Consider the following 17289-nt stretch of genomic DNA (forward strand, 5'->3'; position numbering starts at 1 on the left):
AGAGGCCGCGGCCCCTTAATGGCCGGCGTGCAGGACGACTTTAAGGATGGCCGTGAAAACCCCCGCGTTTCGCAGAAAATTTCCCCTCTTGGTAACCGGCAGCCTGCTCGCCATGCAGCCCGTCACCGCCCTTATCGCCGCCCCCGCCGAGCAGTTCAGCTGTAGCGCCGGAGCCGGCGGTGGCTGGTCGTGCAATACCCAGGCACCGACCGCGGCCATCCCACCCCGTCCCAGCAAGGGCGAAACTCAGGGTGTCGCCGCCGAACCTGCCGCGCGCAAGGGCGACGCTGCCGTGCTGGTGACCGAGAGCAAGGGCCGCGCCCTGAAGTCCCGCAGCGCCGACTACAGTCACCTGGACTGGGTCCCGCGCGACCAGTTGACCCCGGCCCAGTTGGCCGAGACCGGTCCCTATTGCAGTGGTGCCTATGTCGAGCCGCAGCGTCCGGGCATGTACGACGACACCCCGACCGCCAAGGCCCCGACCTACATCTCCGCCAAGGCCTCGCGCTACGAGCAGGAGCAGCAGGTCGCCACCCTGGCCGGTGACGTGGTGCTGCGCCAGGGCGGCATGCAGGTGGAATCCCAGGAAGCCAACCTGCATCAGCTGGAAAACCGCGGCGAACTCAAGGGCAACGTCAAATTCCGCGACAACGGCCTGCTGATGGTCGGCGACAAGGCCGATCTGCAGCTGGACAACGGCCAGGTCCAGGTCGACAACGCCGAATTCGTCATGCACCAGAGCCGCGCCCGCGGCAGCGCGCTCTACGCCAAGCGCGGCGACGACGCCATCATCCGCCTCAAGGATGGTACCTACACCACCTGCGAACCGGGCAGCAACGCCTGGCAGGTCAAGGGCAACACCGTCACCCTGAACCCGGCCACAGGCCTCGGCTACGCGACCAACGCCACGCTGCGGGTCAAGGACATCCCGGTCCTCTATACGCCGTTCATCTATTTCCCGATCGACGACCGTCGGCAGTCCGGTTTCCTGGCGCCCTCGATCAGTACCTCCAGCGACACCGGCTTCGCGATCACCACGCCCTACTACTTCAACCTGGCGCCCAACTACGACGCCACCCTCTATCCGCGCTACATGGCCAAGCACGGCCTGCAGACCGAGGGCGACTTCCGCTACCTGACCCGCAGCAGCGAAGGCGAGGTCTACGGCTCCTACCTCAAGGACACCGACCCGGAGCACGAGGGCGAACCGGAAGCCACCGACAACCGCTGGCTGTACGGCTGGAAGAATCGCAGCGGCCTCGATTCGCGCCTGATGGCCGAGGTGGACTACACCCGCATCAGCGACCCCTACTACTTCCAGGACCTGGACACCGACCTCGGCATCAACAAGCCGACCTACGTCAACCAGCAGGGTCGCCTGACCTACCGTGGCGACACCTTCGTCGCCGGCCTCAACGCCCAGGCCTATCAGCTGGCTACCGTCTCCGACGTGACGCCCTACAACCGCCTGCCGCAGCTGACCTTGAGCGGCGCCCTGCCCTACAACCCGGGCGGCCTGGACTTCACCTACGATACCGAGGCGGTGCGCTTCACCCGCAGCTTCGACGACAACACCTACTTCGACCTGGACGACAACGGCAACCGCACCAACGTGCGCAACCGTCCGGACGTCAACCTGTTCGGCCTGACCCGCGCCGAAGGCAATCGCTACCACGTCGAGCCGGGCATTGCCCGTCCGATGACCGCGTCCTGGGGCTTCCTGACGCCGTCGCTGCGCTATGCCTACACCCGCTACGACCTGGATCTGGACAGCACCGGCCAGAACGACCTGAACTCGCCGCTGGTCGGCGGTAGCCGTCGTGCCGCGGCCGGTTCCAGCGTGACCAGCTTCAACGACAGCCCGACCCGCTCGGTGCCGATCTTCAGCCTCGACAGCGGCCTCTACTTCGACCGCACCTCGAATCTGTTCGGCGAAGGCGGCAAGCAGACCCTGGAACCCCGCGCCAAGTACCTCTACGTACCCAACCGCGACCAGGACGATCTGCCGGTGTTCGATACTGGCGAATACACCTTCAGCTACAGCTCGCTGTGGCGCGACAACCGCTTCACCGGTCGCGACCGCATCGGCGACGCCAACCAGCTGGCCCTGGGTGCCACCAGCCGCTTCATCGAGCCCAACGGCTTCGAGCGCGCCAACGTGAGCTTCGGCCAGCTGTTCTACTTCCGCGACCGCGAAGTGCAGCTGCCCGGCCTGACCAAGGACGACCTGGCCTACGCCCGCAGCCTGGGGCAGAACATCGACAATCCCCAGGCCACCACCTCGCGCTCGCCCTATGCCCTGGCCGGCATGTATCGCTTCAACCGCGACTGGCGCGTGAACGGCGAATTCAACTGGGATCCGACCCTGCACCAGACGGACTCCGGCAGCGTCATGTTCCACTACCAGCCGGAAGCCGAGCCGGGCAAGATCCTCAACGTCGGCTATCGCTATCGTGACAACGTCCGGGTGTTCGATCCGAACTTCGGCCGCTTCACCTACAACAGCGACGACTACAAGGTCGACCAGCATGACATCTCCTTCATCTGGCCGATCGTGCCCCAGTGGTCCGCGATTGCCCGCTGGCAGTTCGACTACAACAAGAGCCGTACCCTCGAAGCCTTCGGTGGCTTCGAATACGACAACTGCTGCTGGAAGCTGCGCCTGATCAGCCGCTACTGGCTCAAGAGCGAAGACGACGTCTTCTACACCGCCCAGAGTTCCGAAGCCGATCGCGGGATCTTCCTGCAGATCGTGCTCAAGGGACTTGGCAACGTCTTCGGCGGCAAGACCGAAGGCTTCCTGGACAGAGGCATTCAAGGCTATCGTGAACGTGAAGACCAAGCTATGTAACGCCCTGCGCCCGCTCGCCCTGGGCGCGGCGCTCGCTCTCTCCCCTCTGGCTCAGGCTGCCGTGGTTCCGCTGGATAAGGTCGTGGCCATCGTCGACAACGACGTGGTCATGCAGAGCCAGCTCGATCAGCGACTCAACGAGGTCAAGCAGAACATCACCCGCCGCGGTGCCGCGGCGCCGCCGGAAAGCGAGCTGCGCCAGCAGGTGCTCGAACGGCTGATCCTGGAAGACATCCAGATGCAGCTGGCCGGGCGCATGGGCGTGAAGATCTCCGACGAGGAACTCAACCAGGCCGTGGCCACCATCGCTCAGCGCAATGGCCTGAGCGTGGCCGACTTCCGCCAGGCCCTGGCCCGCGACGGTCTCTCCTACGACGCCGCCCGCGAGCAGGTCCGCCGCGAGATGATGATCAGCCGGGTGCGTCAGCGTCAGGTCGGTCAGCGCGTGCAGGTCACCCAGCAGGAGGTGCAGAACTTCCTCGCCTCGGACCTGGGCAAGCTGCAGCTGTCCGAAGAGTATCGCCTGGCCAACATCCTGATCCCGGTGGCGGACAACGCCGGCACCGCCGGTCTCGACGCCGCCGCGCGCCAGGCCCAGGACACCTACAACCAGCTGCGCCAGGGCGCCGACTTCAACCAGCTGGCCATCGCCCGCTCGGCCGGTGACAACGCCCTCGACGGCGGCGAGATCGGCTGGCGCAAGGCCGCCCAGCTGCCCCCGCCCTTCGACCGCCTGATCGGCAGCGTCGGCGTCGGCGGCATCACCCAGCCGGTGCGCGTACCCGGCGGCTTCGTGATCCTCAAGGTGGAGGAGAAGCGCGGCGGCGAGGCCAGTATCGTCGACGAGGTGCACGTCCGGCACATCCTGCTCAAGCCCAATGCCGTGCGCAGCGATGCCGAAACCCAGCGCCTCGCCGCGCGCCTGCGCGAGCGCATCCAGAACGGCGAGAGCTTCGCCACCCTGGCCAAGAGCTTCTCGGAAGACCCGGGCTCGGCACTCAATGGCGGCGACCTGGGCTGGATCAATCCGGAATCCCTGGTCCCGGAATTCCGCGAGGTGATGAACAACTCGCCGGTCAACCAGCTGTCGCAGCCGTTCCGCACCGCCTTCGGCTGGCACATCCTGGAAGTCCTGGGCCGTCGGGCCACCGACAACACCCAGCAGGCGCGCGAGCAGCAGGCATTGAATCTCCTGCGTAGCCGCAAGTACGACCAGGAACTGCAGACCTGGTTGCGCCAGATCCGCGACGAAGCCTACGTCGAGATCAAGCAGTAACCGCAAGGCCGCAGGCACCCCCTGCGGCCTTCCTGTTTCCGGAGCCCGCCATGGCCCTGCGCTTCGCCCTGACCCCCGGTGAGCCCGCCGGCATCGGTCCCGACCTCTGCCTGCTGCTGGCCCGCGTGGCCCAGCCCCACGCCCTGATCGCCATCGCCAGCCGTGACCTCCTGGCCGCTCGCGCGATCGAGCTGGGACTCGCCATCGACCTCATCGAGGTCGCTCCCGCGGCCTGGCCCGACCGCCCGGCACCCGCCGGTGCGCTCTATGTCTGGGATACCCCGCTGGGTGCCCCGGTGGTGACCGGCCAGCTCGATACCGCCAATGCCGCCTATGTCCTGGACACCCTGACCCGCGCCGGCCAGGGCTGTCTCGACGACACCTTTGCCGGAATGATCACCGCGCCGGTGCACAAGGGCGTGATCAACGACGGTGGCGTGGCCTTTTCCGGCCACACCGAATTTCTCGCCGAGCTGACCCACACTTCCCAGGTGGTGATGCTGCTGGCGACCGCCGGCCTGAGAGTGGCCCTGGTCACCACCCATCTGCCACTGCGCGAGGTGGCCGATGCCATCGATCGCCAGACCCTGCTGGACGTGACCCGCATCCTGCATGGCGATCTGCAGCGCTACTTCGGTGTGGCCCGGCCGCGCATCCTGGTCTGCGGTCTCAATCCCCACGCCGGCGAAGGCGGTCACCTGGGCCGTGAAGAGATCGAGATCATCGAGCCGGCGCTGGACAGCCTGCGTGCCGAAGGCCTCGACCTCATCGGGCCGCTGCCCGCCGACACCCTCTTCACGCCCAAGCACCTCGAGCACTGCGACGCGGTCCTGGCCATGTACCACGACCAGGGCCTGCCGGTGCTCAAGCACAAGGGTTTCGGCGCCGCGGTCAACGTGACCCTGGGCCTGCCGATCATCCGCACCTCGGTCGATCATGGCACGGCCCTCGACCTGGCCGGCAGCGGGCGCATCGATACCGGCAGTCTGAAGGTCGCCCTGGAGACTGCCTACAGCATGGCGGCCCATCGCCGTTCGGTGACCTAAGCGGCTATTCATAACCTCGCGAGCGAGAGCCAAACGAGGCGAAAAGCCCTGGGGAAGCGGAGTTTACGCATGGTAAATGAGCACTCCGCAGGTCTTTTCAACGCAGTTTGGCCGACGCGCAGCAGGTTATGAACAGGCTCTAAGCGCTCCGGTGACGGTAAAGGGTCTGCTAAACTGGTGGGTCTTTGCCGTCTTGAAATCGCAGGCCCGCTGCCTGCGCCGGAGCACCTGATGACCGAGCTCTACCAACACCGCGCCCGCAAGAGGTTCGGCCAGAACTTCCTGCACGACGCCGGGGTGATCCACCGCATCCTGCGCGCCATCCACGGGCGACCCGGCGAGCGCCTGCTGGAAATCGGGCCGGGCCAGGGCGCCCTGACCGAAGGCCTGCTCGGCAGTGGCGCCCGGCTCGACGTCATCGAGCTGGACCAGGACCTGATTCCCCTGCTCCGACTCAAGTTCGGCCTCAATCCGCTGTTCACCCTGCATCAGGGTGACGCCATGAAGTACGACCTCTCCAGCATCGCCGCTGGCGATCGGCTGCGGGTAGTGGGCAACCTGCCCTACAACATCTCCACACCGCTGATCTTCCATCTGCTCAGCTTCGCCGACATCATCGCCGACATGCACTTCATGCTGCAGAAGGAAGTGGTGGAACGCCTGGCCGCGGTGCCCGGCAATGGCGACTGGGGTCGGCTGTCGATCATGGTGCAGTACCACTGTCGCGTGGAGCATCTGTTCAACGTCGGTCCGGGCGCCTTCAATCCGCCGCCCAAGGTGGATTCGGCCATCGTGCGCCTGGTGCCCCACACCGAGCGCCCCCATGTGGCGCGCGATCCGGTGCTGCTCGAGCGCGTCGTCCGCGAGGCCTTCGGCCAGCGGCGCAAGACCCTCAGGAACACCCTCAAGGGCACCCTGGACAGCGCCGCCATCGAAGCCGCCGACGTCGACCCGGGGCTGCGTCCGGAGCAGTTGGACCTGGCCGCCTATGTGCGCCTGGCCAACCAGCTGGCGTCCAGCTGAAGCCCTTCCATCCGTATCTGCCGAGAATCCTTTCGTGACCGAGCCCGATCCGCGCTACCTCATCACCGTGCAGGTCACCACCCGCTACCTGCCCGAACAATCCAGCGCCAGCCAGGAGCGCTACGCCTTCGCCTACGACGTGAGCATCCGCAATGACGGCCGGCTGCCGGCGCAGCTGCTCAGCCGCCACTGGATCATCACCGACGGCAATGGCGAGGCGCAGGAAGTGCGCGGCCCAGGCGTGGTGGGCGAGCAGCCGCTGATCGCGCCGGGCGAAACCCACAGCTATTCCAGCGGCACCCTGATGCCAACCCAGGTGGGCAGCATGAGGGGCAGCTACCAGATGGTCGCCAGCGATGGCCATACCTTCGAGGCCACCATCCCCACCTTCCGCCTGGCCGTACCCGGCTCGCTGCACTAGGAGTCCCGATGACGTTGTACGCCGTTGGCGACCTGCAAGGTTGCCTCGACCCGCTCAAATGCCTCCTCGACGAGGTCCGCTTCGATCCCGCGCAGGACCGCCTCTGGCTGGTGGGTGATCTGGTCAACCGCGGACCTCAGTCCCTGGAAACCCTGAGATACCTGTACGGGATGCGCGATTCGCTGGTCAGCGTCCTGGGCAATCACGACCTGCACCTGCTGGCGGTGGCCTTCGGTGGCGCCAGGCTGAAGAAACAGGACACCCTGAGCGACATCCTCGCCGCGCCCGACCGCGACGAGTTGCTGCATTGGCTGCGCCACCTGCCGCTGATTCAGCACGATGCCAGGCGCAACTGCGTACTGGTCCACGCCGGTCTGCCGCCGCAATGGACGCTGGCCCAGGCCATGAGCCTGGCTGGCGAAGTGGAAGCCGTGTTGCGCGATGACCAGGCCCATGTGCCCTTTCTCGAGCAGATGTATGGCAACGAGCCGGCGCTCTGGCAAGATGAGCTGCAGGGCCAGGAGCGCCTGCGCCTGATCACCAACTACCTGACGCGCATGAGATTCTGCAGCCCGGAAGGTCGTCTGGAATTCAAGAGCAAGGAAGGCCTGGACAGCGCGCCGGCCGGTTTCGCCCCCTGGTTCAGCCACGATCATCGGCTGACCCGCGACGTGCGCATCCTGTTCGGCCACTGGGCCGCGCTCAAGGGTCGCTGCGCGGCGCCCAATGTCGAGGCGCTCGACAGCGGCTGCGTCTGGGGCGGCGACATGACCCTGCTCGACGTCGACGGCAACCGCCGTCATCTCTGCAGTTGCAAGGAGAAGAAATGAGCGAATTCACCTGTATCTCCCCCGAACGGGCGCTGGAACTGCGCAGCGAGGGTGCGCGGATCGTCGACATCCGCGATCCGCACAGCTACGCCACCCTGCACGTCGCCGGCGCCCAGCGCCTCGACAACCAGAACATCCACGACTTCATCGCCGCCGCCGATCTCGACGCACCGCTGCTGGTGTTCTGCTACCACGGCCACTCCAGCCAGAGCGCGGCGGCCTTTCTGGCCGGCCAGGGCTTCAGCCAGGTCTACAGCGTCGACGGCGGCTTCGAAAACTGGCGCACCCGCTATCCCGAGCAGACCGAAAGTGGCGAGGCCGTTTAACACAACGGCTTGACGTTGTGGTTACAAGAATAAACCGAATTGGCTCTTCCACATCTCGCAGATAGGACTATTCTGGAATCAGGCCCTCCGGAAACGGCGGGTTCGATAACCGGCTTTGGACCATCGGTGTAACCACTGGAGATTCGGGGGAATTCCAGGGGGACCGTTTCCATCGGTCTCCTTCGTGCGTCTCTCGAAACCCAACCCTACTTCTGCAGGCGGATCGATTAGGCAAGACGACAACGAAGGTATTAGAGACGTTATCTTTCGTCGCCCGGCATGACCGCTCCCCACCGGCAGCAAGGCAAGGCTCCAGGCATCGATTCCAAGCTGGTCCAGGGTATCCAGCGAGGAGACGTCATGAGCATTTTCAGTCACTTCCAGGGGCGTTTTGAAGCGACTCGCCAGGAAGAGTATTCCCTTCAGGAATACCTTGAGATCTGCAAGAAGGATCGTACCGCCTTTGCCAGTGCCGCCGAGCGCATGCTCATGGCCATCGGCGAACCCGAACTGGTGGACACCACCAGTGATTCACGCCTGTCCCGCATCTTTTCCAACAAGGTCATCCGCCGCTACCCCGCCTTTGCCGACTTCCATGGCATGGAGGACTGCATCGAGCAGATCGTGTCCTACTTCCGCCATGCGGCGCAGGGCCTGGAAGAAAAGAAGCAGATCCTCTATCTGCTCGGCCCGGTGGGTGGCGGCAAGTCGTCCCTCGCGGAAAAACTCAAGCACCTGATCGAGAAGGTCCCCTTCTACGCCATCAAGGGCTCGCCGGTGTTCGAATCGCCCCTGGGGCTGTTCAATCCCGACGAGGACGGCCAGATCCTCGAAGAGGACTACGGCATTCCCCGCCACTACCTGCGCAGCATCATGTCGCCCTGGGCGGCCAAGCGGCTGCAGGAATTCGGCGGCGACATCAGCAAGTTCCGGGTGGTCAAGCTCTACCCCTCCATCCTCAACCAGATCGCCATCGCCAAGACCGAGCCGGGCGACGAGAACAACCAGGACATCTCCGCCCTGGTGGGCAAGGTGGACATCCGCAAGCTGGAGGAGTACCCGCAGAACGATGCGGATGCCTACAGCTACTCCGGCGCCCTGTGCCGCGCGAACCAGGGCCTGATGGAATTCGTGGAGATGTTCAAGGCCCCGATCAAGGTCCTCCACCCCCTGCTGACCGCGACCCAGGAAGGCAACTACAACAGCACCGAGGGCCTCGGCGCCCTGCCCTACAGCGGCATCATTCTGGCCCACTCCAACGAATCCGAGTGGCACACCTTCCGCAACAACAAGAACAACGAAGCCTTCATCGACCGGATCTACATCGTCAAGGTGCCCTACTGCCTGCGCGTCTCCGACGAGATCCACATCTACGACAAGCTGCTGGTCAACAGCTCCCTGGCCAACGCCCATTGCGCGCCGGACACCCTGAAGATGCTGGCCCAGTTCTCGGTGCTGTCGCGCCTCAAGGAACCGGAAAACTCCAACATCTATTCGAAGATGCGCGTCTACGACGGCGAAAACCTCAAGGATACCGATCCCAAGGCCAAGTCGATCCAGGAATACCGCGACAGCGCCGGCGTCGACGAGGGCATGAACGGGCTCTCCACCCGCTTCGCCTTCAAGATCCTCTCGCGGGTGTTCAACTTCGACGCCAACGAGATCGCGGCCAACCCGGTGCACCTGCTCTATGTGCTGGAACAGCAGATCGAAGCCGAGCAGTTTCCGGCCGAGACCCGCGAGCGCTACATGAGATTCATCAAGGAATACCTGGCGCCGCGCTACGTGGAATTCATCGGCAAGGAGATCCAGACCGCCTACCTCGAGTCCTACAGCGAATACGGCCAGAACATCTTCGACCGCTACGTGCTCTACGCGGACTTCTGGATCCAGGATCAGGAATACCGCGATCCGGAAACCGGCGAGATCCTCAACCGTGCCTCGCTCAACGAGGAACTGGAGAAGATCGAGAAACCGGCGGGCATCAGCAATCCAAAGGATTTCCGCAACGAGATCGTCAACTTCGTGTTGCGCGCCCGTGCCAACAATAACGGTAAGAATCCGAGCTGGCTGTCCTACGAGAAGCTGCGCGCGGTGATCGAGAAGAAGATGTTCTCCAACACCGAGGAGCTCCTGCCGGTCATTAGCTTCAATGCCAAGGCCAGCAAGGAAGACCAGCAGAAGCACAGCGACTTCGTGACCCGCATGGTGGAGCGCGGGTACACCGAGAAGCAGGTACGACTGCTGTCCGAGTGGTATTCACGGGTACGCAAGTCGCAGTAAGGCAGCCTGAGGCTGAACCCGCGACGACGCGCCAGCCGCGTCGTCGCGGTGTCCTGCAATAGCCCGGAGGGCCTGTATGAGCTATGTCATCGACCGGCGTCTAAACGGCAAGAACAAGAGCACGGTGAACCGCACGCGTTTCCTGCGGCGTTATCGTGAGCACATCAAGAAGGCGGTCGAGGAAGCCGTGAGTCGGCGCTCCATCACCGACATGGAACACGGCGAGCAGATCAGCATTCCTGCCCGCGACATCGACGAGCCCGCGCTGTACCAAGGCAAGGGCGGGCGCCAGACCATCGTCCACCCGGGCAACAAGGAATTCATCAGCGGCGAACGCATCCCGCGCCCCCAGGGGGGTGGCGGTGGTCAGGGCCAGGGCAAGGCCAGCAACAGTGGCGAAGGCATGGACGAATTCGCCTTCCAGATCACCCAGGACGAATTCCTCGACTTCATGTTCGAGGACCTGGAGCTGCCCAACCTGGTCAAGAAGCAGCTGACCGGTACCGACACCTTCAAGACGGTCCGTGCCGGCATCAGCAACGAGGGTAATCCCGCCCGCATCAACATCATCCGCACCCTGCGCGCCTCCCATGCGCGGCGCATCGCCCTCTCCGGCGGCAGTCGCAGCAAGCTGCGCGAAGCCAGGGCGGAGCTGGCGCGGCTGCGGGTGGAAGAGCCCGACAACCTGGGCGACATCCAGGCGCTGGAAGCCGAGATCGAGCGGCTGCGCGCGCGCATCGACAAGGTGCCTTTCCTCGACACCTTCGACCTCAAGTACAACCTGCTGTCAAAGCAGCCCAGCCCCAGCTCCAAGGCGGTGATGTTCTGCCTGATGGACGTCTCCGGGTCCATGACCCAGGCCACCAAGGACATCGCCAAGCGTTTCTACATCCTGCTCTACCTGTTTCTCAAGCGGAACTACGAGCGCATCGAGGTGGTGTTCATCCGGCACCACACCAGCGCCAAGGAAGTGGACGAGGAAGAGTTCTTCTACTCCCGGGAGACCGGCGGCACCATCGTCTCCAGCGCCCTCAAGCTGATGCAGGAGGTCATGGCCGAGCGCTATCCGGTCAACGAGTGGAATCTCTATGCCGCCCAGGCCTCCGACGGCGACAACTGGAACGATGACTCGCCCATCTGCCGGGAGATCCTGACCAAGCAGATCCTGCCGTTCATGCAGTATTACACCTATGTGGAGATCACCCCGCGCGAGCACCAGGCGCTGTGGTACGAATACGAGAACGTCCGCGGCGCCTTCCCGGATTCCTTCTCGCAGCAGCAGATCGTCTCGGCGGGGGATATCTATCCCGTGTTCCGCGAACTGTTTCAGCGGAGACTCGTGTCATGAAACGTGAGCCCATTTCCACCGGCTCGGAATGGACCTTCGAGCTGATCCAGACCTACGACCGGGAGATCGCCCGGATCGCCAAGCGCTATGCGCTGGATACCTACCCCAACCAGATCGAGGTGATCACCGCCGAGCAGATGATGGATGCCTATGCCTCCGTCGGCATGCCCATCGGCTACAACCACTGGTCCTACGGCAAACACTTCCTGCACACCGAGAAGCACTACAGCCGCGGCCAGATGGGATTGGCCTACGAGATCGTGATCAACTCCGATCCCTGCATCGCCTATCTCATGGAAGAGAACACTATGACCATGCAGGCGCTGGTGATCGCCCATGCCTGCTACGGTCACAACAGCTTCTTCAAGGGCAACTACCTATTCCGCACCTGGACCGATGCCAGCTCCATCATCGACTACCTGGTGTTCGCCAAGCAGTACATCACCCAGTGCGAGGAGCGCCATGGCATCGATGCCGTGGAAGAGCTGCTGGATTCCTGCCATGCGCTGATGAACTACGGGGTGGATCGCTACAAGCGGCCCTACCCCATTTCCGCCGCCGAGGAACGCCAGCGGCAGAAGGAGCGCGAAGAGCAGTTGCAGCGCCAGGTCAACGACCTCTGGCGGACCATTCCCAAGATGGCCGGCAAGGAGTTGCATGACGAAGGGGCGCGCTTCCCCAGCGAACCCCAGGAAAACATCCTCTATTTCGTGGAAAAGCACGCGCCGCTGCTGGAGCCCTGGCAGCGCGAGGTGATCCGCATCGTGCGCAAGATCGCCCAGTACTTCTATCCCCAGCGCCAGACCCAGGTGATGAACGAAGGCTGGGCCACCTTCTGGCACTACACCCTGCTCAACGATCTCTACGACGAGGGCCTGGTCACCGAAGGCTTCATGTTCGAATTCCTGCAATCCCACGCCGGGGTGATCTACCAGCCGGGCTTCGACAGCCCCTACTACAGCGGCATCAACCCCTACACCCTGGGCTTCGCCATGTTCCGCGACATCCGCCGCATCTGCGAGGACCCTACGGAGGAAGACCGCCGCTGGTTCCCCGACATCGCCGGCAGCGACTGGCTGGCCACCGTCACCTTCGCCATGAAGAGCTTCAAGGACGAAAGCTTCATCCTGCAGTACCTCTCGCCCAAGGTGATCCGCGACCTCAAGCTGTTCAGCATCCTCGATGACGATCAGCGCGACGAACTGGAGGTGGCGGCCATCCACGACGACGGCGGTTATCGTCTGATCCGCGAGCAACTCGCCGCCCAGTACAACCTGGGCAATCGCGAACCCAATGTGCAGATCTGGAACGTGGACCGGCGTGGTGATCGTTCGCTCACCCTTCGCCATTTCCAGCATGACCGCAAGCCGCTGGGCAACTCCACGGACGAGGTGCTCAAGCACCTGCACCGGCTCTGGGGGTTCGACATTCGTCTGGAAAGCATGAGGGGCGAAGATGTCACCCACAGCTTCCAGGTTCCGCCCCGCCACGAGAGCCGCGACCATGACCGACGCCTGGATCTGGCTTCGCCGATCTGAGCCGAGTCGGGCTTTCGGGCTATCCTAGACCTCCGCAAGGAGGTCTTTTTCTATGCAAATCTACAAGGTGGGCGGCGCCGTGCGCGATCGCCTGCTCGGCCGACCGGTGACCGAAGTCGACTGGGTCGTGGTGGGCGCCACTGCCGAAGCCCTCGCTGCCCAGGGTTATCGTCCCGTGGGCGCCGACTTCCCGGTGTTCCTGCATCCCCGTACCGGCGAGGAATACGCCCTCGCCCGTACCGAACGCAAGAGCGGGCGCGGCTATGGTGGCTTCACCTTTCACGCCGCACCCGACGTCACTCTGGAGCAGGATCTGATCCGTCGCGACCTGACCGTCAATGCCATGGCCGAAGACGACGATGGCCAGGTCATCGACCCCTATGGCGGGCGCGCGGATCTTCAGGCGCGCCTGTTGCGCCACGTCTCGCCCGCCTTCGCCGAAGATCCGTTGCGCGTGCTACGCGTCGCCCGTTTCGCCGCCCGCTATTGCAGCCTGGGTTTCCAGGTGGCGCCCGAAACGCTGCTGCTGATGCAGGAGATGGTCGCCAGCGGCGAGCTGGATGCCCTGACCGCCGAGCGGTTGTGGAAGGAAATCTCGCGCGCCCTGCTCGAAGAGCGGCCCGATGTCTTCATTCGGGTGCTGCACGACTGCGGCGCCCTGACTGCGCTGCTGCCGGAGGTGGCTGCCGGGTTCGCTGACGAGCAGCCCGAACCGGGCGCTCGGGTCTATGCCACCCTGCGCCAGAGCGCCGAGGTCCAGGCCTCGCTGAACGTACGCTGGGCCTGCCTGTTGCTGGACGTGCCGGAAGGGAAGCATGCGGCCATCAACGCGCGCCTCAAGGTCCCGCGTGACCCGGCCGAGCTAGCATTGCTGCTAGCACGTCATTGGCCCACGGCCCTGCAGGCCCGGCAGCTGACACCGGAAGCCTGGTTTGAGCTCTTGCAGGGTTTCGATGTGCTACGCCGTCCGGCGCGCTTCGAGGAATTCCTCCAGGCCTGCGCCTGCGCGGCAGCGGTCAGGACCGACCAGGGCGAGCCACCGCTGGCCTTGCTGCATCGAGCGGCCGAGGTGTTGCGTGGAGTCGAGGTCCAACCCCTGGTCGCCCGGGGCTTCAAGGGTGCGGCCCTGGGCGAGGCCCTCAAGCAGGCACGCATCGACGCCCTGGCCCAGCTTTCGTAGATTGGCGCTGAGCACAGCGAAGCCCAACAGCTCCAGCCAGCGCTCCTCAGTGTTGGGTTTCGACGATAGAACCGCCTCAACCCAACCTACCGTAGGTTGGCGCTGACCAGCTCTTCCGGCGTCAGCTCGACGCCCTTCCAGCGGAAGGACACCGGCCGCAGCACCTGGGTGGTCTGGCCGCGCATCTCCTGCCACAACTCATCGAGCCGGCGGCCGTTGTCCGGATGCCGACGCTCGCCGGCCAGCAGGGCCAGCGGCCAGAGCACGAAGGCGTTGCGCAGGATCTCGGCGCGCGGCAGGGTCAGGCCGGCGAATTCGCCGGCCAGGTCGCCATGCAGCAGGATGTCGATGTCCAGCGGCAGGCCCTGGCGATCCGGCGCATAGCGACCGCTGCGGGTTTCGATGGCCTTGAGTCTCTGACTCAGGGCCATGGGATCGAGCGCCGTGTCACCCGCCACCACCAGATTGAAGAAGGGTGCGCTGCGGATACCCACCGCTTCGCTTTCGAAGACCGGCGAGCACTGCATGGCGGTCAGCAGCGTCGCGAGCTCGTCCAGGGCCATGCCCAGGTGCTGCTCGCGCTGGATATTGCTGCCCAGTCCCAGATAGACCCGGGTCACGCCTGCCCCCGCTCGATCTCCACGCCCACGCCGCGGGCGGTCGGCACCGCGCCGGACTTGGTGATGCGCAAGCGCAGCCAGGGCAACTTGAATTCCGCCTGGAGCAGGGCAGCCAGGCGCTCGGCAAAGGTCTCGACCAGTTCGAAGGCGGTCTCGTGGGCAAAGGCGGTGATGCGCTCGGCCACCGCCGCATAGTTCAGGGTGTGTTCGAGTTCGTCGTTCGCCGCCGCCGCGCGGATATCCCAGCCCATGGTGAGATCGATGCGCAGGCACTGGCGGATGTCACGCTCCCAGTCATACACCCCTATCACGGTGTCGACCTCGAGTCCCTCGATGAAAACCTTGTCCACTGCCTTTGCCTCGCACCTTTGCCGTGCTCTGTGTGATCGTCGCCGCCGGCCTATCGTCGGGCGGCGGGCTGTCGGTAGAATCGAGCCTTCTCCTGGCGCGGAACCCTACCATGTTCTGGCTGCTGCTCCTGCTGGCCTATCTGCTGGGCTCGCTGTCCTTCGCCGTGCTGCTCAGTCGCCTGTTCGGCACCCGCGACCCGCGTCACGACGGCTCCGGCAATCCCGGCGCCAGCAACATGCTGCGCCTGGCCGGGCGCAAGCTGGCGTTGCTGACCCTGGCCGGTGACCTGAGCAAGAGCCTGATTCCCGTGCTCATCGCCCAGCAGCTGGGGCTTTCACCCCTGCAGCAGGCCTGGATCGGGCTGGCCGCCGTGGTCGGCCACCTCTATCCGCTGTACTTCCATTTCCGCGGTGGCAAGGGCGTCGCCACGGCGGCCGGGCTGCTGCTCGGCCTCTATCCGCCGGCGGCCCTGCTGGGGCTGGTGCTCTGGGCTGCGGTGTTCGCCAGCCTGAGGATCGCCTCCCTGGCATCGCTGGTCGCCGTGCTGGGCATCCTGCCGCTGTTCGCCTGGCAACGTCCGGATCTGCTGGCGCCCATGCTGCTGCTCGCCCTGCTCATCCTGATTCGCCACCGACACAATCTGCGCGCCCTGCGCCAGGGCACCGAGCGTCATTTTTGACCCTGGCGTCGCCCGGGGATTACCCAGCGACGCCCTCCGCCCGTCTCAGAGCGCCGCCAGTTGCTCCATGGGCCAGCGTGCCTTGACGGCGATGGCCGGACCTTCCTGCTGGCCGGCCAGCAGGCGCTGGCAACCGGCGTAGGCGATCATGGCGCCGTTGTCGGTGCAGAAGCGTGGCCGCGCATAGAAGACCTGGCCGCCCAGCTCGCCGAGCATCTGCTCCAGGTTCTGGCGCAGCGCCCGGTTGGCACTGACGCCACCGGCGATCACCAGCGACTTGAGCCCGGTCTGCTTCAGCGCGCGCTTGCACTTGATCGCCAGGGTCTCGACCACCGCCGTCTGGAAGGCCAGGGCGATGTCGCACCGGGTCTGCTCGCTGTCGTCACCAGCCGCCCGGCAGCGCTGCCAGGTGGTGAGGGTAAAGGTCTTGAGGCCGCTGAAACTGAATTCCAGACCGGGTCGATCGGTCATGGGCCGCGGAAAGACGAACCGCCCCACGACGCCACGCTCGGCCAGACGGGCGATCTCCGGTCCCCCGGGATAGCTCAGGCCCAGCAGCTTGGCGGTCTTGTCGAAGGCCTCGCCGGCGGCATCGTCCAGGGACTCGCCGAGCACGCTGTAGCGGCCGATGCCATCGACCTGCACCAGCTGGGTATGGCCACCGGACACCAGCAGGGCGACGAAGGGGAATTGCGGCGGCTGCTCTTCGAGCATGGGCGCCAGCAGATGGCCTTCCATATGGTGGACGCCCAGGGCAGGCACGCCCCAGGCCAGCGCCAGCGCCTGGGCGCAGGCCGCACCCACCAGCAGGGCGCCGACCAGGCCGGGGCCGGCGGTGTAGGCGATGGCGTCCACATCCGCGGGACGGCTGCCCGCCTCTTCCAGCACTTCGCGGATCAGCGGCAGCATGCGCTTGACGTGATCGCGCGAGGCCAGCTCCGGTACCACGCCACCGTAGACGCGATGCAGATCGATCTGGCTGAACAGCGCATCGGCCAGCAGGCCACGCTCGCTGTCGTAGAGGGCGACGCCGGTTTCATCGCAGGACGTTTCCAGTCCCAGAACACGCATGGAGATAAGCCTTCGAGGGTATAAAATGTCAGGCTGCGCATGATAAGCGCCGCTTCCAGCACCGGCCAGCGCTTTTCGTCCGCCGGGGGTTGGCAGCGGGGCAGTTGAAGCGTTACTATCCGCAACCCTTAAAAACCGACGCTTCCCGTGCCCTTTTGCCGCTAGCGTTGGATTAAACCTCGGTAAATTTGAAGGTACGACCTGGATGCCCAACGTCAAAGTCAAAGAAAACGAACCCTTCGACGTAGCGCTGCGTCGTTTCAAGCGTTCCTGCGAGAAGGCCGGTGTACTGGCCGAAGTGCGTAGCCGCGAGTTCTACGAAAAGCCCACCGCCGAGCGCAAGCGTAAAGCTGCCGCCGCGGTCAAGCGCCACGCCAAGAAAGTACAGCGCGAGCAGCGCCGTCGCGAGCGCCTGTACTGAGTTACAGCGCTCCTCTGGCGTCATC

16 protein-coding genes are annotated in these 17289 nt (G+C 64.8%); 13 read left to right on the plus strand and 3 right to left on the minus strand.

The annotated features are described in order from the left end of the window. Positions 1–46 precede the first annotated feature (46 nt). From PVZ77_RS00250 to PVZ77_RS00300, 11 genes are all read left to right on the plus strand, one after another. Positions 47–2851, plus strand: a complete 2805-nt coding sequence (locus PVZ77_RS00250) for an LPS-assembly protein LptD (RefSeq protein ID WP_273805773.1) — start codon at positions 47–49, stop codon at positions 2849–2851. Beyond that, positions 2832–4127 (plus strand): peptidylprolyl isomerase, encoded by a 1296-nt coding sequence (locus tag PVZ77_RS00255; protein WP_273805822.1) that lies wholly within the window; start codon positions 2832–2834, stop codon positions 4125–4127. The genes PVZ77_RS00250 and PVZ77_RS00255 overlap by 20 nt, the downstream gene beginning before the upstream one ends. 50 nt (positions 4128–4177) lie before the next feature. Next, positions 4178–5173 carry a 4-hydroxythreonine-4-phosphate dehydrogenase PdxA gene (gene pdxA / locus PVZ77_RS00260; protein ID WP_273805772.1) on the plus strand — a complete coding sequence of 332 codons (996 nt, stop codon included), beginning with the start codon at positions 4178–4180 and terminating at the stop codon, positions 5171–5173. A 231-nt stretch (positions 5174–5404) separates the two neighbouring features. Continuing rightward, on the plus strand, positions 5405–6196 hold the full coding sequence (gene rsmA, locus PVZ77_RS00265) for a 16S rRNA (adenine(1518)-N(6)/adenine(1519)-N(6))-dimethyltransferase RsmA (protein ID WP_017640354.1): 792 nt from the start codon (positions 5405–5407) through the stop codon (positions 6194–6196). 34 nt (positions 6197–6230) lie between these two features. Continuing rightward, positions 6231–6617, plus strand: coding sequence for a Co2+/Mg2+ efflux protein ApaG (gene apaG, locus PVZ77_RS00270; protein WP_187980506.1), 387 nt, complete (start codon positions 6231–6233; stop codon positions 6615–6617). A gap of 8 nt (positions 6618–6625) precedes the next feature. After that, positions 6626–7447 carry a symmetrical bis(5'-nucleosyl)-tetraphosphatase gene (locus tag PVZ77_RS00275; RefSeq protein ID WP_273805771.1) on the plus strand — a complete coding sequence of 274 codons (822 nt, stop codon included), beginning with the start codon at positions 6626–6628 and terminating at the stop codon, positions 7445–7447. Next, a complete protein-coding gene (gene glpE / locus PVZ77_RS00280; RefSeq protein WP_133861949.1) occupies positions 7444–7773 on the plus strand; it encodes a thiosulfate sulfurtransferase GlpE in 330 nt (109 codons plus the stop codon). Before PVZ77_RS00275 ends, glpE begins: the two co-directional genes overlap by 4 nt. Positions 7774–8133: 360 nt before the next feature. Further along, positions 8134–10056, plus strand: a complete 1923-nt coding sequence (locus tag PVZ77_RS00285) for a PrkA family serine protein kinase (RefSeq protein WP_133861950.1) — start codon at positions 8134–8136, stop codon at positions 10054–10056. Between the two features lie 76 nt (positions 10057–10132). Further along, positions 10133–11404, plus strand: coding sequence for a YeaH/YhbH family protein (locus PVZ77_RS00290; protein ID WP_273805770.1), 1272 nt, complete (start codon positions 10133–10135; stop codon positions 11402–11404). Beyond that, complete coding sequence (locus PVZ77_RS00295) at positions 11401–12942, plus strand: SpoVR family protein (protein WP_273805769.1); 1542 nt, start codon at positions 11401–11403, stop codon at positions 12940–12942. The genes PVZ77_RS00290 and PVZ77_RS00295 overlap by 4 nt, the downstream gene beginning before the upstream one ends. Positions 12943–12994: 52 nt before the next feature. Then, entirely contained in the window at positions 12995–14122 is a 1128-nt protein-coding gene (locus PVZ77_RS00300) for a multifunctional CCA tRNA nucleotidyl transferase/2'3'-cyclic phosphodiesterase/2'nucleotidase/phosphatase (RefSeq protein WP_273805768.1), read from the plus strand. 86 nt (positions 14123–14208) lie between these two features. Here the strand turns inward: PVZ77_RS00300 and folK are convergent, their stop codons facing one another. Next, entirely contained in the window at positions 14209–14742 is a 534-nt protein-coding gene (gene folK / locus PVZ77_RS00305; protein WP_273805767.1) for a 2-amino-4-hydroxy-6-hydroxymethyldihydropteridine diphosphokinase, read from the minus strand. Beyond that, positions 14739–15092: a dihydroneopterin aldolase gene (gene folB, locus PVZ77_RS00310; protein WP_273805766.1), complete on the minus strand. Its 354-nt coding sequence runs from the start codon at positions 15090–15092 to the stop codon at positions 14739–14741. The genes folK and folB overlap by 4 nt, the downstream gene beginning before the upstream one ends. Before the next feature lie 110 nt (positions 15093–15202). On the opposite strand from folB, the gene plsY reads away from it, so the two are divergent. Next, the gene (gene plsY, locus PVZ77_RS00315) at positions 15203–15772 is read left to right on the plus strand and encodes a glycerol-3-phosphate 1-O-acyltransferase PlsY (RefSeq protein WP_273805765.1); all 570 of its coding nucleotides are present in this window, start codon (positions 15203–15205) and stop codon (positions 15770–15772) included. A 45-nt stretch (positions 15773–15817) separates the two neighbouring features. Here plsY and tsaD read toward each other — a convergent pair whose 3' ends face one another. Then, on the minus strand, positions 15818–16843 hold the full coding sequence (gene tsaD, locus PVZ77_RS00320) for a tRNA (adenosine(37)-N6)-threonylcarbamoyltransferase complex transferase subunit TsaD (RefSeq protein WP_273805764.1): 1026 nt from the start codon (positions 16841–16843) through the stop codon (positions 15818–15820). Positions 16844–17048: 205 nt separating this feature from the next. On the opposite strand from tsaD, the gene rpsU reads away from it, so the two are divergent. Continuing rightward, positions 17049–17264 carry a 30S ribosomal protein S21 gene (rpsU, locus tag PVZ77_RS00325; RefSeq protein WP_007159750.1) on the plus strand — a complete coding sequence of 72 codons (216 nt, stop codon included), beginning with the start codon at positions 17049–17051 and terminating at the stop codon, positions 17262–17264. The last annotated feature ends 25 nt before the right edge of the window (positions 17265–17289 follow it).

Origin of the sequence: Pseudomonas sp. SHLD1 (assembly GCF_028640935.1) — a bacterium.
In the GTDB taxonomy this organism is placed as follows: Bacteria; Pseudomonadota; Gammaproteobacteria; order Pseudomonadales; family Pseudomonadaceae; genus Chryseomonas; species Chryseomonas aestiva.